The sequence below is a fragment of the Providencia sp. R33 genome (genome assembly GCF_019343475.1).
Taxonomy (GTDB): domain Bacteria; phylum Pseudomonadota; class Gammaproteobacteria; order Enterobacterales; family Enterobacteriaceae; genus Providencia.
Window position 1 is genome coordinate 4,351,456 of record NZ_CP072453.1, and the last position, 19,459, is coordinate 4,370,914.

Annotated in this window: 18 protein-coding genes and 2 tRNA genes; 14 read left to right on the plus strand and 6 right to left on the minus strand. The window is 42.0% G+C overall.

What is annotated here, in order from left to right; all coding sequences use genetic code 11:
• Positions 1-177: 177 nt before the first annotated feature.
• Positions 178-1,164, plus strand: a complete 987-nt coding sequence (locus J6836_RS20215; RefSeq protein WP_219245617.1) for a glycosyltransferase — start codon at positions 178-180, stop codon at positions 1,162-1,164.
• 46 nt (positions 1,165-1,210) lie between these two features.
• Here J6836_RS20215 and uriH read toward each other — a convergent pair whose 3' ends face one another.
• A complete protein-coding gene (gene uriH, locus J6836_RS20220) occupies positions 1,211-2,155 on the minus strand; it encodes a uridine-preferring nucleoside hydrolase UriH (protein WP_219245618.1) in 945 nt (314 codons plus the stop codon).
• Between the two features lie 262 nt (positions 2,156-2,417).
• On the opposite strand from uriH, the gene J6836_RS20225 reads away from it, so the two are divergent.
• The 5 genes from J6836_RS20225 to J6836_RS20245 all read left to right on the plus strand — a co-directional run bounded on the left by J6836_RS20225 (position 2,418) and on the right by J6836_RS20245 (position 7,613).
• A complete protein-coding gene (locus J6836_RS20225) occupies positions 2,418-3,164 on the plus strand; it encodes a helix-turn-helix transcriptional regulator (protein ID WP_219245619.1) in 747 nt (248 codons plus the stop codon).
• Between the two features lie 334 nt (positions 3,165-3,498).
• A complete protein-coding gene (locus tag J6836_RS20230) occupies positions 3,499-4,803 on the plus strand; it encodes an NAD(P)/FAD-dependent oxidoreductase (protein ID WP_219245620.1) in 1,305 nt (434 codons plus the stop codon).
• Between the two features lie 48 nt (positions 4,804-4,851).
• A complete protein-coding gene (locus tag J6836_RS20235) occupies positions 4,852-5,220 on the plus strand; it encodes a cupin domain-containing protein (RefSeq protein WP_219245621.1) in 369 nt (122 codons plus the stop codon).
• A 28-nt stretch (positions 5,221-5,248) separates the two neighbouring features.
• A complete protein-coding gene (locus J6836_RS20240) occupies positions 5,249-6,742 on the plus strand; it encodes an aldehyde dehydrogenase family protein (protein WP_219245622.1) in 1,494 nt (497 codons plus the stop codon).
• Positions 6,743-6,869: 127 nt separating this feature from the next.
• Positions 6,870-7,613, plus strand: a complete 744-nt coding sequence (locus J6836_RS20245; protein WP_219245623.1) for an SDR family oxidoreductase — start codon at positions 6,870-6,872, stop codon at positions 7,611-7,613.
• Positions 7,614-7,617: 4 nt separating this feature from the next.
• On the opposite strand, the gene J6836_RS20250 is transcribed toward J6836_RS20245, so the two are convergent.
• Positions 7,618-8,283, minus strand: coding sequence for a helix-turn-helix transcriptional regulator (locus J6836_RS20250; protein ID WP_219245624.1), 666 nt, complete (start codon positions 8,281-8,283; stop codon positions 7,618-7,620).
• Between the two features lie 399 nt (positions 8,284-8,682).
• Between J6836_RS20250 and J6836_RS20255 the strand changes: the two genes are divergently transcribed.
• From J6836_RS20255 to J6836_RS20280, 6 genes are all read left to right on the plus strand, one after another.
• Positions 8,683-10,176: an APC family permease gene (locus tag J6836_RS20255; protein WP_219245625.1), complete on the plus strand. Its 1,494-nt coding sequence runs from the start codon at positions 8,683-8,685 to the stop codon at positions 10,174-10,176.
• Positions 10,151-10,765 carry a DUF3156 family protein gene (locus J6836_RS20260; RefSeq protein WP_255586272.1) on the plus strand — a complete coding sequence of 205 codons (615 nt, stop codon included), beginning with the start codon at positions 10,151-10,153 and terminating at the stop codon, positions 10,763-10,765. The genes J6836_RS20255 and J6836_RS20260 overlap by 26 nt, the downstream gene beginning before the upstream one ends.
• A gap of 58 nt (positions 10,766-10,823) precedes the next feature.
• A complete protein-coding gene (locus J6836_RS20265; protein ID WP_255586273.1) occupies positions 10,824-12,392 on the plus strand; it encodes an alpha/beta hydrolase-fold protein in 1,569 nt (522 codons plus the stop codon).
• Positions 12,393-12,574: 182 nt separating this feature from the next.
• Positions 12,575-14,014 carry an alkaline phosphatase gene (phoA, locus tag J6836_RS20270; RefSeq protein ID WP_219245627.1) on the plus strand — a complete coding sequence of 480 codons (1,440 nt, stop codon included), beginning with the start codon at positions 12,575-12,577 and terminating at the stop codon, positions 14,012-14,014.
• A gap of 217 nt (positions 14,015-14,231) precedes the next feature.
• Positions 14,232-14,762, plus strand: a complete 531-nt coding sequence (locus J6836_RS20275) for a GNAT family N-acetyltransferase (protein ID WP_219245628.1) — start codon at positions 14,232-14,234, stop codon at positions 14,760-14,762.
• A gap of 119 nt (positions 14,763-14,881) precedes the next feature.
• The gene (locus J6836_RS20280; RefSeq protein ID WP_219245629.1) at positions 14,882-15,136 is read left to right on the plus strand and encodes a DUF1435 family protein; all 255 of its coding nucleotides are present in this window, start codon (positions 14,882-14,884) and stop codon (positions 15,134-15,136) included.
• Positions 15,137-15,230: 94 nt separating this feature from the next.
• On the opposite strand, the gene J6836_RS20285 is transcribed toward J6836_RS20280, so the two are convergent.
• From J6836_RS20285 to rsmC, 3 genes are all read right to left on the minus strand, one after another.
• Positions 15,231-15,316: transfer RNA gene (locus tag J6836_RS20285), tRNA-Leu, on the minus strand.
• Between the two features lie 48 nt (positions 15,317-15,364).
• A tRNA-Leu gene (locus tag J6836_RS20290) sits at positions 15,365-15,450 on the minus strand.
• A 159-nt stretch (positions 15,451-15,609) separates the two neighbouring features.
• Complete coding sequence (gene rsmC, locus J6836_RS20295) at positions 15,610-16,623, minus strand: 16S rRNA (guanine(1207)-N(2))-methyltransferase RsmC (protein ID WP_219245630.1); 1,014 nt, start codon at positions 16,621-16,623, stop codon at positions 15,610-15,612.
• Between the two features lie 131 nt (positions 16,624-16,754).
• Between rsmC and J6836_RS20300 the strand changes: the two genes are divergently transcribed.
• Together J6836_RS20300 and rimI are read left to right on the plus strand one after the other, a co-directional pair.
• Positions 16,755-17,165 carry a DNA polymerase III subunit psi gene (locus J6836_RS20300; protein ID WP_219245631.1) on the plus strand — a complete coding sequence of 137 codons (411 nt, stop codon included), beginning with the start codon at positions 16,755-16,757 and terminating at the stop codon, positions 17,163-17,165.
• Positions 17,134-17,586 (plus strand): ribosomal protein S18-alanine N-acetyltransferase, encoded by a 453-nt coding sequence (gene rimI / locus J6836_RS20305; protein ID WP_219245632.1) that lies wholly within the window; start codon positions 17,134-17,136, stop codon positions 17,584-17,586. Before J6836_RS20300 ends, rimI begins: the two co-directional genes overlap by 32 nt.
• 87 nt (positions 17,587-17,673) lie before the next feature.
• Here rimI and J6836_RS20310 read toward each other — a convergent pair whose 3' ends face one another.
• Entirely contained in the window at positions 17,674-19,233 is a 1,560-nt protein-coding gene (locus J6836_RS20310) for a BCCT family transporter (RefSeq protein ID WP_219245633.1), read from the minus strand.
• Positions 19,234-19,459 lie beyond the last annotated feature (226 nt).

Genomic DNA, 19,459 nt, shown 5'->3' on the forward strand with positions numbered 1-19,459 from the left:
TTTTTAATTATACTTTTACTAACTATTCCTAGAGTTATTGGATTATGAAATTTTTATGACAATGGAACCAATATGGTTTCTTCTTTTCTAAGAGCTCACAAGGTGGGTTTTATTTGTTGTATTTAGCAATGTTGCATTGGGTAAGTAATTTTAAATTGATTGGTATAGGGTTAATACATGTCTTCTCAACCAGTTTTGAGTATTGTTGTTGCAGTTTATAATGGTGAAAAATTTTTACCTCAGTTCTTTGATAGCCTATTAGCACAAAATTTAGAAAACTGGGAGCTCATTGTGGTTAATGATGGCTCTAAGGATAACAGCGATGGAATTATCAAAGAGTATGAAGATAAATTCAGCCATTTGAAAATATTGTCTCAAGAGAACCAAGGCGTATCAGTTGCGCGTAATACTGGAATGGTTGAAGCAACTGGCAAATATATTACATTTCCTGATATTGATGATGAAATTAGCCCCAAAATGTATGGCAGGTTGTTAGAAATTGCATTGGCGGGTGACTTGGATGTTGCAACTTGTAATGGTACCTACGTTTATACCAATGGAGATGCACCAAAAGCGATTTTCCCTCCAAATAAGGTGCCTTCTACAGGGGTAATTAGTGGCCCCGAATGGCTAGAGAAAGGGCTGAGCTCTCGTAAGTTTTTGCATGTAACTTGGCTGAATTTGTACCGTTTAGACATGTTACGCCAACATAACTTTTTCTTTGAGCCGAAGTTACACCATCAAGATATTCCGTGGACAACGGAAGTTTTGTTGGTTGCGAAACGCGTGCAATTTATTAATGAGCAATATTATCGCTACCTGATCCATAACCAATCTGTTTCTCATTCATTGAGTGGTGATGACCGCTCAGTACGTAAAATTAATACGTATTTAAAAATTATTGATATGTTATTAGCGATTTATCAACGTTACCCTGAGCAAGTCAAACAAGCACCTGCATGTCTTTGGCAGGTCGGTAAAGAGGGGCTAGGGGTGGTTCAAGCTTTACTGGCGATTAAATCCCCTGAAATTCGCAAAGAAATGGTGCAGCAATTTTTCGATAAAGGGTATTGGGAAATTGTGTGGAATCATGCGACAACAGTAAAATTAAAATGGCGCTTAATTAGACGCTATACAAAGTTAAAAGAAATCATTAAGTCTTAACCATTTGAAAAGGTAGCTTATTTTTATGATAGGCTACCCGTCACTTCTATTTATCTAATCGCTTTAAAGAATCAATAAACATCGCCCATAATTTCGAGTTATCTAGCTTTGTAGCAACTTGAGTATGGCAGTCAGTGGTTGATTGAGGACGAAAATCAGTAACTGTCATTCCTGTTGTGAGTGCACCTTGTAATTCTATATCAATTGGCGCTTTAAGCGTTTCCATAATTGAAGGAGAGATCACATAAGCGACGGCACAGAGATCATGGACAGGTGCATGGTTAGTATAGCCATTACGTTGGCGGTAACCTGCGGTATAGTAATTTAGTGAGTCAACGACAAATTGGCTTATAGGGGTATTTAACGCTGCAATTTGCTCCATGATTTGGTCATCTGGTCTAGCTTGATGTGTTAGGTCTAATCCAACCATAGTGAGCGGCCATTTTTCATTGAAAACAATATGAGCTGCTTCTGGGTCAATAATAATATTGAATTCTGCAACGGCTGAACGATTGCCCGTATGATAGCCACCTCCCATCAAAACAACTTCTTTAACGAGTTCTACAATTTCAGGCGCTTTTCTGACGGCTAAAGCAATATTTGTTAATCCGCCAATAGGTACGAGGGTAATTGTTTTAGGGGGATGAGATTTGAGTGTGTCAATTATCAAGTCGACCGCATGGCGACTATCAATAGCGATAGTTGGTTCTGGAAGGTTTGTCCCATCAAGCCCAGTGCTTCCGTGAACTTCAGGGGCTGTTTGTATTGTTCGTACAAGTGGACGAGCGCAACCCGCTGCGATAGGGATATGAGTTGCGCCAGCGAATTCCATAATGGCACGTGTATTGTGAGTTACCTTACTTAAGGTCTGGTTGCCCACGACGGTGGTCACAGCAAGTAAATCTATATTTGGATTACCTAATGCTAAAAAAATGGCCATAGCATCATCATGGCCAGGGTCACAATCTAAAATAATTTTACATTTAGGCATTACTCCTCCTTACGTTGTGTTATTTACTTTTGATTAACATAATATATGGATTCAATTATTTTTTTGTGATTTAAGTATTGTTTTCATGAATGTTAATGTAATGAAATTATTTATTAGAGTTACTAATGGTCGTGATGTAATTAACATATTAATAACAGTCATGTTGTGTTTATAGAGATAATATGTTTTTTATATCCTTTTGGGCTGATGCATTTGTGAGTCAAATTTAATTCATTAATAAATTAATAAACTTGGGGGCGAAATGGATAATTATCTTACAAAATTACCGTATGTGATTGATTCTGTTGCAACTAATCAGTTTTACCCTAATTTATTATCATGGTTGTCGTCTTTCATTGCATTTGATAATGCGATTGTTTATTCCTTTGAGAAAGGAACTCCTCCTCGCTTTTTGTCCAAAGTTGAACGGCGTAACAGTGATAGTGTGAACCGAATCTATCAACGAGGCGCTTATTTAATGGATCCGTTTTACCAAGAGATCCAAAAAGGGGGGACATCTAAAGTTCTTACATTGAAAGAATTAGCGCCTAAAGGTTTTTATCATACGGATTATTATCTTAATTTTTATCGTAAAACAGGCTGGTGTGATGAAGCAGGGTTACTGTTGGAAATTTCTGCGGATAGGCAGTTGGGCATCTTTTTTGGTAATGAAGACCGGCCATTTTTCTCTGAAAAATATACACAAGCACCATTAAAAGAAGCGTTTGAAATTATTTGTAGTATGGCTCGATTACATAAAGAGGTCTCCCCTAATGCCGTATCAAGTCATTATCAAAATACAGATAGACAGACACGTTTCGGCCTAACGCCAAGGGAGTGTGAGGTGGTGGAGTTGATTCTTGAAGGGAAGGGTTCTCCTCAAATTGCAGAGTCACTTTTCATTAGTCTTGGTACTGTCAAAAATCACCGTAAAAACATCTATCAAAAATTGAATATTAACTCACAAGCTGAATTGTTTAATTTATTAATGAATCGAATAACTCAGTGATTGTACTCGGTGAGTGTAAGTGCAGTTAGAACAATAAATATCCGTAATTATACGTTATTAATCATTTGATTACGGATGCTTTCATTTCTTTTCTATACTCCATTAAATTTTGTTAAAAAAACACACTAAATATTGTTAATATCGAAATGTTTTCTTAATCCATTGAATATAAAGAATAAATAATATTTTTTTAATATTTTATTTTTATTTAAATATTCTACTTGGCTCACAATTGTTAACTTAATGTTTCGAATGTCCCTAAAGGGCTATGTAATTGTTAATGTAAGGTTAAGATAATCGAGGGTATTGCAAGATACTAAACAGGGTATCCATTATGAATAACCAAGTAGAATCATTAACTTATTACTCAGCGACTAAAAAATACGATTTACGCTTTCCAACATTGAAAGAAGACCTTGATGTGGATGTTGTGATCATCGGGGGGGGATTTTCAGGTATCCATACTGCGCTTGAATTGTGCGAGAAAGGTATTACTAATATCGCTATTTTGGAAGGGCGTTACCTCGGTTACGGTGGTTCTGGTCGCAACGGTGGTCAAGTGATGGCAGGAATTGGCCATGATATCGATGCAATCAAAAAATATGTGGGTCCAGACGGGTTAGAAACCATCTTTAAGCTCAGCAATATGGGCGCTGGAATTATGCGTGAGCGTATTGCTAAATATGATATTGATGCGGATTTTTGCCGTGGATATGCCTATTTAGGGAGTAACGCTCGCCAAGAAAAAACACTACGTAGTTGGCTGAAAGATTTCAAATCCGTTGATCCAGACGAGGAAATTGAATTTTACAGCGGCTCTGAGCTAAAACAAATTATCGGTTCAGATGCTTATACCTGTGGTATCAAGCATATGGGCGGTGGGCATGTTCACTCGTTGAACCTGTTATTGGGTGAGGCGAAAGCGGTTAGCGAAATTTATGGCGCTAAGATTTTTGAAAATAGCCAAGTTTTGAATGTTGAGTATGGTAATACCATCAAAGTTAGAACAGCGATGGGAACCGTTAAAGCCCAGAAAATGCTGTGGGCATGTGACTCATTCTTAAATGGACTTGAGCCGACGATTTACCCAAAAACTATTAACACCTATGCCTATCAGTTGATGACGGAAGAGCTATCTGACGAGTTAATTGAGCAAATCAGCCCAATCCGTGGCGCGTATAGTGATATTCGCCCTGTGATTGATTATTACCGCGTAACCAACGAAAACCGTTTGTTATTCGGTAGCTCAACACATTTTCTTGAGTACATTCCGTCTGATTTAAAAGCGTGGAACCGTAACTTAATGTTGAAAGTTTTCCCTTACCTAAAAGATGTCAAAATCGAATTAGCATGGGGTGGACCGATGGCCTGTAGTGCGAATCTTTTCCCACAAATAGGTTCGTTGCCTCAACATAAGAATGTGTTTTATGCGCAGGGTTACTCAGGTTTTGGTGTGACGCCAAGCCAAATTGTGTGCAAGGTACTGGCTGAAGGAATGGTGGAAGGTTCTCATCGTTATGACTTAATGAGTTCGATTCCTCACGCCAATATTATTGGTAAAGACAGCATGCGCAATGTGATTGTTTCACTTGCAAAAATCATGCACCAAACATCGGGTTACTGGCAAGGTCGCCGATAATTCACATCAGTTTAATTATTTTATTGAAATCGATTAAAGGTAAACATCATGATTAGTCCATTACTGCTGAATAAACCACTTCCAGAACTGCTGAACATTGGTAGCGTAACAAACTTAGGCTCAGTGGTTGTCGAAGGCGACCCACAAGCAAGCGTGGCAATGGTTCACGGTGAGCCAACAGATAACCTAACTTGCGGTATTTTCGCGTGTACAACAGGCAAGTTCAAAATGGTTTATCCGTTTGATGAAATGGCAACAGTGCATGAAGGCTCGGTTAAATTAACCGATGTCAAAACGGGTGTGACCGTTGAGTACCATAAAGGTGACACATGGTTTGCAGCGAAAGGTACTGAAGTTTTATGGGAAATTGCTACCCCACGTTTCGTTAAGCACTACCTAGCCTGTGTAAATGCTTAATTAATTTCTATTTAGTGGAGTGATTGCGATGAGTGAGTTAACCCTATTACCAGAAGTCAGCGAATTTCTGAAACGTCAACATGGGCATTTTATCAATGGGTTGCCGGTTTCTGGCAAAGGCGATACTTTTTTTAATGTCGTCAATCCAGCCACTGAACAGATTATCGCTAAAGTCAAAGAAGGGACGTTAGCGGAAGTGGATGCTGCAATGAACGCGGCATATGCAGCATTCAAAGGCGTTTGGGCAAATACTACGCCGATGGAACGTGGTAACTGCCTAAACCGCCTTGCGGATTTACTTGAGAAGCACCTTGAAGAGCTCGCACAGCTCGAAACCTTATGTTCAGGGAAAACGATCCAGCTTTCACGTTTCCTTGAAGTAGGTTCAGCGGCGCAGTTTTTACGCTACTTCGCTGGCTGGGCGACAAAAATTAGCGGCGAAACGTTAAATGTGTCACTGCCATCATTTAATGGTGAAAAGTATTCTGCGTTTACGCAGCGTGAGCCTGTTGGGGTAGTTGCAGGGATCATTCCATGGAATTTTTCCATCATGATTTCCATATGGAAATTGGCGGCTGCATTAACGTGTGGTTGTACGATTGTATTGAAACCAAGCGAATTTACGCCACTGACCATGTTACGCGTGGTGGAATTAGCGAAAGAAGCAGGTATTCCTGACGGTGTGATTAATATCGTCAACGGTGGTGGTCATGAAGTTGGACCTGCACTTATTCAACACCCATTATGTTCTAAAGTAACCTTCACGGGATCTGTACCTACTGGGTTGGCGGTAGGGCGCACAGCGATGGAAGGGAAATTAACCCGTGTGACTTTAGAGCTGGGGGGTAAAAACGGTGCGGCATTCTTGGCAGATTTACCGGTCGAGAAAATCGTTAATGGGATTATCGAAGCAGGTTACCTAAACCAAGGGCAAATCTGTGCGGCGGCAGAGCGTTTTTACATCCCATCCAAATTAATGGATGAGGTATTGGCTGAGCTTAAAACCCGTTTATCTGCGATAAAAATTGGTTCTCCATTAGACGAAACAACGGAAATGGGGCCGCTTGCCAACAAAGCCCACTATGAAAAAATTCTCAGCTTGTTTGAGAAAGCTCGCCAAGATGGTAGCGAAATTATTTATGGTGGTCAGCCTATTGCAGGAGCTGGGTATTTTGTTCCACCCACTATCATTCGAGCGAATAGCCCAGAAGACGTGTTGATGAAAGAGGAAACCTTTGGCCCTGTCGGTACCTTCTTAAGTTACGATGATGAAGAACAACTTATTGAGATGATGAATAGCACACCATTCGGTTTAGCGGCTAGCGTGTGGACAAACGACCTCAGTAAGGCGATGCGGATGATCTCACGCATTGAGGCGGGGACGGTTTGGGTGAATATGCATACCTTCCTTGACCCTGCGGTACCATTTGGTGGCATTAAATCTTCAGGTATTGGCCGCGAGTTTGGCAGTGCCTTTATTGAGTATTACACCGAATTAAAATCTGTCATGGTGCGTTATTAGTGGTTAATTTTGAGTATTGATCAACTGCTTCCCGGCCATCGTGCCGGGTTTTTTTATGCTTTAATTCGTCTTGATATGAAAATTATGGCTATGATAGCAATCTATTATCGTTGAGATAGGTCATGGTATGAAAACAGTATTGATCACCGGTGGGAGCCGAGGTATTGGTCGTGCAACTGCAATACAGCTTGCACGGCTTGGTATGCGAGTAATCATTAACTATAAAAGTGATCATCAGGCGGCAAAAGAGGTGATCGCGCAGATTCAGGCGTTTGGTGGCCTTGCGTATGCATTAGCGTGTGACATCAGTAGTGAAAATGAGGTTGTTAAGTTGTTCGAGACCATTAAGCAGCAACATGGTGACTTGCACTACTTAGTCAATAATGCGGGTATTTTATTTCAGCAATGCAAAACAGAGGCATTAACGGCGCAGCGAATTAATACGGTTTTGGCCACAAATGTCACTGGGTTATTGATTTGCTGTCGCGAGTTTATCCAACTCGCTCGCCATTTTAACCACTTTGATAAAAAAGCGATTGTGAATGTTTCATCAGCCGCAGCACGTTTAGGTGCGCCTGGAGAGTACATCGATTATGCCGCATCAAAAGGCGCGGTAGATTCCATTACAAAGGGGCTATCATTAGAATTAGCAGAGTTAGGGATACGGGTAAACGGCGTCCGCCCCGGCTATATTTATACACAAATGCACCAAGATGGCGGTGAGGCTGGGCGGGTTGATCGGGTTGCTGGGCAGTTGCCACTGAAAAGAGGCGGCGAGCCTGAAGAGATTGCTGAAATCATTTCATGGTTGCTGAGTGAGGCCTCATCCTATGTGACGGGCTCGATTATTGATGCGGCGGGTGGCCGCTAGTTAATTAAAACTTTTCCTGACGAATAATAAAACCTGATGATACAAGCTCAGTTCGGTTAGTGACATTGGCTTTGGTGAATACATTACGCAGATGAGTTTTTACTGTGGATAATGACACACCCAATAACAATGCTATGCGCTTGTTGCTCGCGCCTTCACGCACTAAATGTATGATTTCTTGTTCTTTGGGTGTGTAGGACACCAACGAATCAGGCAGGATATCAAACGTCATTAACTCGGCGACAGGCAAAATGGCATTTAACCGCATAATTTCGTGTTGAGAAAATGGGCTATCTCGTAACACCGAAATCCCCGCAATAATTTTATTTTTCCGGCGAATAAAAACCTCTGCCATATCGGTTAGGTTATTTGGCTGCATAAAATCATGAAAAAAAGCCTGATTTTGCTGGCGGACCTCAGGATCCATTCTCACCAATCGTAGGTCGTCCCCACGAAATTTATTAGGGTGGAGCGGATCTATCTGGTGAAAATAAGCCAGATAATCGCGATGCATTTGAGCAGAGATCCCATATAACACATAGTTGTCAGGCTGCCAGTGGTCATTGACAAGGTAATATACTGACGCAGAAATCGGAATAATGTGCGCGATAGTATTTAGGCAGCAATCAATTAATGTCTGCTGGTGGTCGCTAAATTGAGGTGAGCTCATTTGATTACCTCCCATAGTGAGTCTGGTAATTATCATGCACTTTATTGTTATTAACATAAAATAAACATGTTAATAACGTGAGGTCGATAACAGTATTTGAAACTGATAAAAAGTGGCTTGACCTTGGTTTGTTGGGATTTGGTATCTTTTGCCAATTAATTATTAATATATTAATGACTGAAATGTTCGTTATGCATTGATATTCAAGTGTATATTTTTATTTCTGTCGGTTTTTTTGGTACTTTTCGGATAGTTACAAGAATTCCCCCCTCTCTCTGGGTATCGTTCTTTAGAACGATGGTGGCGGGTTTGTGCTTCTTTCTATAGTGGCAATGTAGTCACGCTATTTTTACAAAAAATTCACATCTTTGACTGCGTTGTGAGCAAGAGGGAAACAAAATGAATCTATCCTCAAAATTGTCGTCACACCTCGAAAAGGGGAAAGTTGGGTTTCCAACGACGCTGGCGAGTTCTGCGGGCTTAATTATGGCGAGCCCTGTTATTTTAACGGTCACCAGTGGATTTGGTATTGGTGGCGATACTTTTGCGTTAGCGGTACTGCTGAGCTTTATTATGATGCAGGCACAGCTTACCACCTTTTCTGAGGCAGCGGCGATTCTACCTACCTCTGGCTCGGTGTATGACTATATTTCTTGCGGTATGGGGCGCTTTTGGGCTATCACCGGCGCGCTATCCGCCTATTTGATTGTGCACGTCTTTGCAGGAACCGCAGAAACCATTTTGTCGGGAATTATGGCACTCGTGAACTTTGAGCACCTGAATACCGTACTGGAAACCAGTAATTCATCGTGGATGGTTGGTGTTGGTTTAGTTGTCACCTTTGGTATCTTAAATGCTTTCGGCATTGAAGCGTTTGGTAAGGTTGAAGTGGTGCTGACTTTCGCCATGTGGTCTACATTGGTGATTTTTAGTATTACAGGCTTGATGCTGCCATTTAACGTACCAATGGAAGGGTGGTTTGGTGCGGAGCTAAATATCTCTGACCCGACACTGGTTTTAAGCTTTGTGGGCATGGCGATGTTTATGTTTGTGGGCTGTGAATTGGTGACACCAATGGCACCCGAAATTAAAAACTCTGCCAAAGTGATCCCTCGTGCTATGACAACCGGTTTATTCTGCGTGGCCTTATGTATGGTGCTGTTCGGTGCGGCGTTAGCTAACCAAGTTGAAAACGTGGTGGTTGATCCTCAAACGGGCACGCGCTTACTGGAAACACCGATGGCAATCCCTGCATTTGCTGAGCGTGTAATGGGCGAATTTGGTAAATACTGGATTGGTGTCGCGTTGTTATTAGCGGGCGGGGCAACTATCAATACACTGATGGCTGCTGTACCGCGTATTTTATATGGTATGGCATTGGATGGGGCATTGCCGCGCATCTTCACGTATTTGCACCCTCGTTTTAAAACACCCGTATTCGGTATTTTAGTGGCTGTGATGATCCCATGCTTGCATGCTTTTGCTATCCAAGGCGACCTTGACCGCATCATACCATTAGTGCTCGCGGCGGTGTGCTCTTGGGGAACAGCTTATTTATTAGTGACGATTTCCGTGGTGTTATTACGTATTCGTCGTCCTGACTTACACCGTGCTTACCGTTCACCGTTCTTCCCAATTCCACAAATTATTTCAAGTGTGGGGATTATTTTAGCGATTGTGTATATCACTCCTCCAGGTATGAATAAGTCGGATGTGTATATACCATTTGCGATAATGTTAGGTTTAACATCAGGTTATGCATTGATTTGGACGGTGTTTGTTCAAAAAGTGAATCCATTTAAACCTGTTGATGTTGAATTGGTTCTCTCTAATTCCTTTAGAGATGAAGAGCATGAGGAGGTGCAACTTGAGCCATTACGTAACCTCGCCTAAACCTTCGTTATGGCAGCGAGTGAGCAATTTGACGAAGAAAAGATTACCCGCAGGTTATCAAGCTGGTTTGACGTTGAATCGCATTGAGAGGGACATGGCGTTTTATCCGTGTGAGTGGGGAGCACCAGGTGTGCTTCTGATCCAGCCGCAACCCTCGTTGACTGTCAACGTCACTGAGCGTGTTAGAAAATTATTTCTCGCATTTATTGTATACAGCCGTTTTTCCGTATCAGGTTTTTGTGATGAAAATTTAAATGCAAAAATTGTCGTGAAAACGCGCGGTAGCGTGAGAAAAAAACACATTCATTTTGTATCGAAGCAAGCGGATGGGCAAAAAGTGATTGATTGGCTGAATGCCTACCCAATTATTAGAGAGACGCTGGAAGAGTTAGATTTTAATTCATGCCAAATGACGTTTAATCAGGGTCACTGGCATTGTGAAATCGAGCCTTTTACCGCATCGGAGCTTGTTAGCCGTGTGCCAGCAACAAGGCGTTACTTGAAAATATCCCAAAAGCAACAGCATCGATTACTTAGTGCTCTTCAGTTGATTAACCAATTGATGGAAAAACATACCGCGACCCATTGAGTTTAAAAAGGTTTTTTGATAGTAATAATTATTATCAGTTGACTCCTTGGAATTAGATGTGAAATCTTTGCCGCTTTTAGGTTGTATTCTGTTCTCCTGTGCAGCGATGGCCTCGCAATCGGACTGCATTCGTTTAGGTGAGCTTTCTTCTGTAGAAGGCGTACATGATAGCGAAGGCCATAGCTGCGTTTATTTTGAAGCTTCGCAGCAAGATTTTATTAAACAGCGCGGCGAGGGGGTCTCTCAGGTCGTTTTGTTGAATGCAGACAAGCAGCCTGTGCGTGTTTTACAGGCATATGGTTCCGATAAAGAACCCCATTCAGCGGATTACATCGTTCCAAAAAACGGGGTGTATTACCTTGATTTACAAGGCTCTCCGGGGAGAGCATGGAAACTCAAGTTTGATGTTAGCGATTATCTACCTTTAGCGATTAAAAAAGATAACGAGCCTATTAGCCCTAAACTGCAAAGCCTGCTTGATGAACATTATCAACATGGTGATACTAAGGCGTTTTGGCTGGCGGTTGCCGCACAAGGGACACCGCTGGTTGAAGACCTCGCAGGTCGGCAAAAACGGGCGACATTTTTATGGCGCGGCGCAAAATCCAATGCCTACATTCTCGGGGCGCCTTCAGGTAACCATGAAAGAATGGCACAAATAGAAGGAACAGATATTTGGTACCGTTCTTTTATCATTCCAGCTGATACCTTAACCCAATATAAAATTGCCCCAGATATCCCAACGGTGCCAGAAGGCGGGTTTGCACAGCGTAAAGCCATTTTAGTCACCGCACAGGCTGACCCTTACAATTCACAAAGCATTCCTTCTGCCTCAACGGATAAATATAACCGTTTTTCCTTGCTATCACTGGCAGCGAATATTCGCCAGTGCCAATTTCCTGTCATTGAAAAAAACCAAATTAAAGGGCAGTTAGAGACTTTTACCTTATCTAGCAAAATATTGAATAACGAGCGGCAAATTACCGTGTACCGGCCAAATATGCCGATGAAGCAGCCTGCTGTATTGGTACTTTTGGATGGGCAAATTTATCTTCATACCTACCAAATGGCGAAATTCTTTGATGGCTGGATGAATCAGGGCGTTCTCCCACCCATGAATATCGTGTTTGTTGATAGCATTAGTTCTGATAGGCGTGGTGAGGAGCTACCTCCTAATGCGCTTTTCCCGCAATTGCTGGCGGAGGAACTAATGCCACAATTGGCGAAAAAAGGTGTTGATGCCAAAGCGGATCATACCATTATTGCAGGCTCAAGTTTTGGTGGGTTAGGGGCAACATGGAATGCGCTACAACACCCTGAAATATTTGGCAACGTTCTCAGTATGTCAGGGTCTTATTGGTGGTCGCCAAAAGGGGAAGACCCTGAATGGTTAATCAGCGAAATAGAAACGATGCCACCGCAGCCAATTCGTTTTTTCCTTGAAGCGGGGTTATTTGAGCAACGGGGAAGCTGGGGCGGGATCATTCAAAATCATTACCAGTTGCTGGAAGTATTGAAACATAAAGGCTATTTCGTTGATGCCATCGAATTACCCAGTGGCCACGATTATGTATCTTGGTGCGAAACGTTGTACGAAGGCACTAAACAGCTCACTTCTCAGTGGTAATCGTGCGTTAATTTCAATAAAAAAAGCAGCGGATAATGCGCTGCTTTTTTCACATTTATGACAATCGTCTTCATTTCGCCATAAAAGCGTCATTCAACTGTCATCTGGCTACTTTAGCATGCCAGTCATTATTTGAAGCATACTTCCTCTTTTTTCATTATTGATTGGCAAGGAAAACAGTTATGACTGGTAATTTTATGAAATCCCTTTTAGCTGTCACAGTCAGCACATTAATGTTAGGTAGCACCCTTCCGGCTTATGCGGCGGACAAAAATGATGCAGTTTCAGAAAACCGCGCAGCACAAGGCGATATCACCAAGTTTGGTGGCGCACGCCGCTTAGCGACCGAGCAAACGGATATTATGAAAGCCGCACTGCATAATGGCAAAGCGAAAAACGTCATTTTATTTATTGGCGATGGAATGGGCGATTCAGAAATCACCGTTGCACGTAACTATGCAGAAGGGGCTTCTGGCTTCTTTAAAGGTATCGATGCATTGCCAATTACAGGCCAATATACGCATTATGCGTTAGATAAAAAGACACAAAAACCTGATTACGTCACAGATTCAGCGGCATCCGCAACGGCATGGTCTTCTGGTGTGAAAACCTACAACGGCGCGTTAGGGATTGATGTGTTCGGTAAAGACCACGAAACCTTAATTGAAATCGCTAAACGTAATGGTAAAGCAACAGGTAACGTGACGACCTCTGAAATTCAAGATGCAACGCCAGCGGCGCAATTCTCCCACGTGACAGCACGTAAATGTTACGGCCCAGAAGAAACCTCAGAAAAATGTGGAACCAATGCCCTTGAAAATGGCGGTCGTGGTTCAATTTCAGAACAGCTACTGGTGACCCGTGCAGATGTCACGTTAGGCGGTGGTGCGAAGAGCTTCAAACAAGAAGCGAAAGCGGGTGACTACAAGGGTAAAACGCTTGAACAACAAGCCGTTGAGCGTGGTTACACCATCGTACGTGATGCACAGTCGCTGAACGATGTGAAAGTGGCAAACCAAGACAAACCTGTGCTTGGATTATTCCACGATGGCAACATGACCGTTGCGTGGGAAGGCCCGAAAGCCGTGCATTATGGCAACATCAACAATGCGCCATTGGAGTGTAAACCGAATCCGAAATTAGATCCAAATGCGCCAACATTAGCGCAAATGACGCAAAAGGCGATCGATCTATTAGAAGTCAACCCAAATGGTTTCTTCTTGCAAGTTGAAAGTGCGTCTATCGATAAACAGGATCACAAAGCCAACCCATGTGGCCAAATTGGTGAAACTGTTGCCCTCGACCAAGCAGTACAAGTGGGCTTAGATTTCGCGAAAAAACATGGTGATACCTTAGTTATCGTCACGGCTGACCATTCACACTCAAGCCAAATCATTCCTGAAGGCACGAAATCAACGGGTTTAACTCAAGCGTTGATTACCAAAGATGGTTCTGTGATGGTGGTGAATTACGGCAACTCTGAAGAAGATGATTCACAAGAGCATACAGGTGCTCAGCTACGTGTTGCGGCTTATGGCCCACATGCTGCGAATGTAATGGGCCTGACTGACCAAACCGATTTGTTCTTTACCATGCGTGATGCAATGGGACTGAAGCAATAAACCAACCCTGTAGTGTAAATTCTCCACAATACGGATGTTGTGGGGAATTTTTATTTTATCGTCTCCATTTCTTTTCAATTCCTCGTTTTTATTTCAACCTTGACTTAACAGCCTACTGAAATTGTTGAACTTGTTTTTTTACTTGTTATCGTGGGACACAAATTCACTAGATAACAATAAAGTGCATTTATATTTGCGCAGGTAATGAGAGCAAGACATGAGAGAAATCCGCAAGCTACAACGAGATGAAATCCCTTCAGTTTGGTCAATTGATCGCACTGAATTAATTGAACACCTTTATTTACATCAAGAGGGCAAACTGGTGCTTTCGAAGCAGCGCTTTGATATGAAAGGCTGGCCTGAAGGTGAACCAGAGGCCTATACCCCTCATTTATTAGACAGTTATGACCAAGGGGCGATTTTTTTTGGGGTTTTTGATGAAGGGAAAATCATTGCGGCTGCGAGTGTGGATAATATGTGGCGAGGGGAGCAAAAGGATTTGTTGCAACTATCCTTTTTGCACGTGAGCCACGCATATCGAGGCAAAGGGCTTGCAGGGAGGTTATTCCAACAATGTGTGGACATTGCAACGCAAAAAGGGGCGAAAGGCCTGTATATCTCAGCAACACCCTCTGAAAATACGGTGCATTTTTACCAATATATGGGATGCGAGTTGATTAAAATACCTGATCCAGAACTATTCGCCCTTGAGCCTGAAGATATTCATTTCGTTTATTGTTTTTCTTAAGTTATCTATTTTGTAAAAACCATGTTAATTTATGGTTGTTTCTGAATAAAAACGATTGAAATTCACTAAAAAGAAGATATGATTGATAATCATTATCATTTAAGGTTGTTGAGGTCACGATGCCAACTAGCATATCAAAAACCGCAGGTTTACGGCGTATAGGCGCAGGTCTATGGGGTGTTTTTGCTGTGGTATTGCTGAGCATTGCTTATGTTCTCAGCAAGATGGGGTTTGATAACCTAAAAGTGGTGATGATCACTATGATGATCGCAACAGCGGGGATGTTATTTAACCGGGGCTCTCGCCGCTTATTAATTATTCCAGCGGTGGTTTCATTGCTGTGCTTTCTGATGGCTTTTGTATTGCAAAGGTAATTTGATTCGCGAAAGCGTTAATTGAGTTGAATGCAAACTGGGAAGTTTAAGAGGAATGCGAGCAGGGCTCTAGGGAAATATATTCACTGACCAGTGGTGCGAAAGGGGGGACTTGAACCCCCACGTCCGAAGGACACTAACACCTGAAGCTAGCGCGTCTACCAATTCCGCCACCCTCGCAATACTGTTTCGTCAATGCTGAATTACCGTGTTTTATTTGAAAGTTAGTGGTGCGAAAGGGGGGACTTGAACCCCCACGTCCATAGGACACTAACACCTGAAGCTAGCGCGTCTACCAATTCCGCCACCCTCGCAATGCCAAATCTAACTTTTCTAACAACGATAATACGCAGCGGATTTTAGGCTAATTTTAGCGGACGTCAATATTTTTTTAATCATCAATTTTTTGTTTGATTAAAAAACGGCCAGCACATTAGGCTGACCGTTAAATTGCGCGATAATACAGCCAGTAATTAGCGTTTCGTGGCTTGGTAAACCTTGAATTTACCTGTTTTTGCTAGCACTTCATGGCTACCAAAGGCTTTATCTAATAAGTCAGGGTAAGGCAAGAACGCATTGGCAACAATACGTAAGCGACCACCTTTTTTCAGGAACTTAGGTGCTTGGTAAATCATGTTTTCAACGGCATTGTAGCTGGTATTTAGCCCATCATGGAAAGGTGGGTTAGAGATAATCCAATCGAATTTGTCGTGAATATCAGAGTAAGCATCGCTTGCTACCACTGTCCCCGTGAGCTTATTGGCTTCAAGTGTTGAGGCTGCAGAATCTAATGCAGAGGCGCTAACATCGCTTAAAGTTAGCTTAACATCTGGGTTTTGCGTACCAATGACGGTTGCAAGAACGCCATTACCGCAAGCGAGGTCGAGAACATCGCCCTTCATTGGTTCTGTTAATGTCGAAAGCAGTAAATCACTGCCGATATCCAGCTCATTATGGCTAAACACACCAGGAAGTGCATTAATTCTCACAGTATCAAGATCATAGTGACGCCACCAACGTGCAATATCAAAGGTCGTTGGTTGCTCTAATTCACCATAATACAAACCACAACGACGAGCAGAGTCGATTTTTTGTAAGGTTGCGATGCCTTCCATAATGGACTCAGCACTTTTAACGCCACTGCGGTTTTCACCGACAACAAAAATTTGGCTACCCGCAGCAAGATGGGTGCACAGGTCGTCCAGTTGGAAGCACGCTTCTTGCTTATTTTTTTGCCAGAAGTAAATCAACGTATCGCAAGGTTGGATAAATTCAGCAGGTGTTGTTGTTGAAAATAAAACCATTTCACCCATTAATGGCTGTAGGTTTTTCCAACGGTGGTATTGATTGGTTACGACGCGAACGCTTGCGGCTTCGAGAGTGGCAGCCAATTCATCCTGAATGTCACCAGCCAAAATGACATGACGATCCGTAAAATGCTCAAGATGGCGCTGGATAACTTCACTGGCCGGTGTCAGTAATGACATATTCTGTCAATCTCCTAAAATGATAAAAACTGCTAACACCATACCAGAAATGCGAGAAATCGCATTGCTCTGTTGGCGCTATTAATCCCCTTTGATAAGATGGGGTTGTAAAATTGCGACTGGAAAAATAAATGACACGACGTGACAGGCTTTTAGAACAAATGGGGATCACTCAATGGATGGTGAGAAATCCGGCTGTGTTACGTGGTGAACGTGGTGTCAGGATCCCAGCGTCGACTAAGCTTATTATTATTACTGATGAGAACCTTGATTTAAATAGTCAGCTGTTAAAAGATATTTTTCTCTCAATGCAAATTGCACAAGATGATGTGGTTTGTATTAATTCTGAGCAGCTAAATTTAATCCCAACGCCAATAACAATTCCTTGTTGGGTTCTGGGGGGAGAAGTCCATCCAGAAGGTTCAAAAATGACGTACTTTTCACCTGTTTTGTCTGAACTTATGACGAGTATTAGCGCCAAACAGGCACTATGGAAACAAATTTATCAATATGATGAAAATTTCAACACTAAAGCAATCTGACCTTGCTACTGCCTTCTTAATTGAGAAGTTAAGCCATGATTTTCCATGGACTGAGCGGGTTTTTTATGGAAATCAAGGGGAAAGGTATCATAACCTAAAAATTTCTGTTAATAATCAGATTGTTGGTTATGCGATAACACAATGTGTTCTTGATGAAGCAACATTATTTAATATCGCTATTCACCCTGATTTTCAAGGTAGGGGATACGGGCGTTTATTACTGGAACAGTTGATTAGTGAGCTGATTAATAAAGGTATTATGACGCTTTGGTTAGAAGTTCGAGAATCAAATGCCTCTGCATTGCATTTATATGAAAAGCTCGGGTTTCATGAGGTCACTGTACGAAAAGACTACTACCCTGCTAAAAAAGGTCGAGAAGACGCATTAGTTTTAGCGCTCACGCTATTTGGCTTCCAATAATTGCCCCTGAAAGTGAGTAAAAAACCCCAGCACATGGCAAATGTTCTGGGGTTTTTGTTATTGAGGCATTATTAATTCACTGACTAATTACTTCTCGGGCTCTGGTAACACCGGTTCATTAGCAATAGAAAGAGGCTCTTTTATCTGCTTTTTGGCTGTAGCCTGTGCATTCAATTCTTCATTTAGCCCTTTATAGGTGGAATAACACATCACTAGCATCATCATGGAAAGGGGAACTGCCATGGCAACTAACGCTGATTGTAAGCCAGATAGCCCACCTGTCATGATAAGTACAACAGCAATTGCAGCAATCACAACACCCCAAATGATTTTGGTGATGTGAGACGGGTTCGGGTTACCGTTTTCACTGACCATTCCCAATACAAATACCGCGGAGTTTGCTGAAGTAATAAAGAAGATCAGCACTAACGCAATGGCAAGCACACTAATGAAAGTGGATGCAGGGAAATAATCTAAGAATTTAAATAGCGCTGACGTTACATCGGTTTTTACTGCGTCGGCGAGTGCGGTTTGCCCTAAATTTTGAATTAAGTGAATTGCAGAACCTCCCATCACGGCAAACCATGCAAATGCACTTAATACTGGAATAAATACTGCGCCAATCATAAATTCTTTAATGGTTCGGCCTTTTGAAATGCGTGCAACAAAGCTACCCACTAATGGCGCCCAAGCAATCCACCAGCCGAAGTAAAACAGTGTCCAGTTAGCAATCCAAGTACCGTCATTATAAGGCTCGGTACGAAATGACATACTGACAAAGTTTTGCACATAGTCGCCAATACCTTGGAACAATACTTTCAAAATGGTTTGTGTTGGGCCAGAGATAAAGATAAATGCCATCAATGCTAAAGCAAGGATTATATTCAGGTTTGATAGGTGTTTAATCGCCCCTTGTAATCCTGAAATGGTTGATGCGATATAAACAACAGTGATAACTGCAATTAACCCAACCTGCACGTAAATGCTAATAGGGAGTCCCCATAAGTAATTCATTCCACTGTTAACTTGCAGTGTACCAAACCCCAATGAGGTGGCGATTCCAATTACAACGGAAAGCATCACTAACACATTAATTAGCTTACCGACAGAACCATAAATACGATCGCCAATTAAGGGATAGAAAACGGAACTAATTGATGAAGGTAGCTTTTTTCTGAATTGGAAATAACCAAGGGCAACACCGACTAACGCATAACAAGCCCATGCGGAAACCCCCCAATGTAGGTAAACATATTGCATTGCTGCTTTTGCCGATTGCTCGGTTGAGCCTTGGCCAATCGGAGGGCTGATATAGTAAGAGACTGGCTCAGCAACCCCCCAAAACATCAAGCTAATACCGATAGATGCACTAAATAACATGGCAATCCATGTCACCGTACTGTATTCGGGTTTATCACTATCATCACCAAGACGAATATGACCGAATTTAGAAAAACCAAGGAACATGCAAAAGCTAAAAAAGATAAAGACGGAACCTAGAATAAACCAGCCTAGGTTGTTATAGATAAAGCTCAGAGCAGAATGTGAAAATGCTTCCAGTTTGTCTGGGATAAACGCGCCCACACTGATAATAGCCAAGCTAATGGCTAACGACACGTAAAATACGGATTTCTTATGATTCATCATACCTCTTCTCCAGTTGCTCACTTATTTTTTGTCTTTTATGAGAGTTGGCTTGCAGGGAATGCCTGTTTATTTTTTAAGGGTACATCGGGTGTATGGTTACTTTGGGTTTACAGAGAATAGCCATGCAAAGATTGCGTAGTCAACAAGTAATTAACTGAGCGTTAACATTAAAATTAATTATTTATAACTCAGTGCATTGATTTTAATTGATTAAATGTTTTCGTCT

Excerpts from the sequence above, each read along its gene's own strand:
- J6836_RS20215 (WP_219245617.1), top strand. The coding sequence starts at position 178 with ATGTCTTCTCAACCAGTTTTGAGTATTGTTGTTGCAGTTTATAATGGT.
- uriH (WP_219245618.1), bottom strand. The coding sequence starts at position 2,155 with ATGCCTAAATGTAAAATTATTTTAGATTGTGACCCTGGCCATGATGAT.
- J6836_RS20225 (WP_219245619.1), top strand. The coding sequence starts at position 2,418 with ATGGATAATTATCTTACAAAATTACCGTATGTGATTGATTCTGTTGCA.
- J6836_RS20230 (WP_219245620.1), top strand. The coding sequence starts at position 3,499 with ATGAATAACCAAGTAGAATCATTAACTTATTACTCAGCGACTAAAAAA.
- J6836_RS20235 (WP_219245621.1), top strand. The coding sequence starts at position 4,852 with ATGATTAGTCCATTACTGCTGAATAAACCACTTCCAGAACTGCTGAAC.
- J6836_RS20240 (WP_219245622.1), top strand. The coding sequence starts at position 5,249 with ATGAGTGAGTTAACCCTATTACCAGAAGTCAGCGAATTTCTGAAACGT.
- J6836_RS20245 (WP_219245623.1), top strand. The coding sequence starts at position 6,870 with ATGAAAACAGTATTGATCACCGGTGGGAGCCGAGGTATTGGTCGTGCA.
- J6836_RS20250 (WP_219245624.1), bottom strand. The coding sequence starts at position 8,283 with ATGAGCTCACCTCAATTTAGCGACCACCAGCAGACATTAATTGATTGC.
- J6836_RS20255 (WP_219245625.1), top strand. The coding sequence starts at position 8,683 with ATGAATCTATCCTCAAAATTGTCGTCACACCTCGAAAAGGGGAAAGTT.
- phoA (WP_219245627.1), top strand. The coding sequence starts at position 12,575 with ATGACTGGTAATTTTATGAAATCCCTTTTAGCTGTCACAGTCAGCACA.
- J6836_RS20275 (WP_219245628.1), top strand. The coding sequence starts at position 14,232 with ATGAGAGAAATCCGCAAGCTACAACGAGATGAAATCCCTTCAGTTTGG.
- J6836_RS20280 (WP_219245629.1), top strand. The coding sequence starts at position 14,882 with ATGCCAACTAGCATATCAAAAACCGCAGGTTTACGGCGTATAGGCGCA.
- rsmC (WP_219245630.1), bottom strand. The coding sequence starts at position 16,623 with ATGTCATTACTGACACCGGCCAGTGAAGTTATCCAGCGCCATCTTGAG.
- J6836_RS20300 (WP_219245631.1), top strand. The coding sequence starts at position 16,755 with ATGACACGACGTGACAGGCTTTTAGAACAAATGGGGATCACTCAATGG.
- rimI (WP_219245632.1), top strand. The coding sequence starts at position 17,134 with ATGATGAAAATTTCAACACTAAAGCAATCTGACCTTGCTACTGCCTTC.
- J6836_RS20310 (WP_219245633.1), bottom strand. The coding sequence starts at position 19,233 with ATGATGAATCATAAGAAATCCGTATTTTACGTGTCGTTAGCCATTAGC.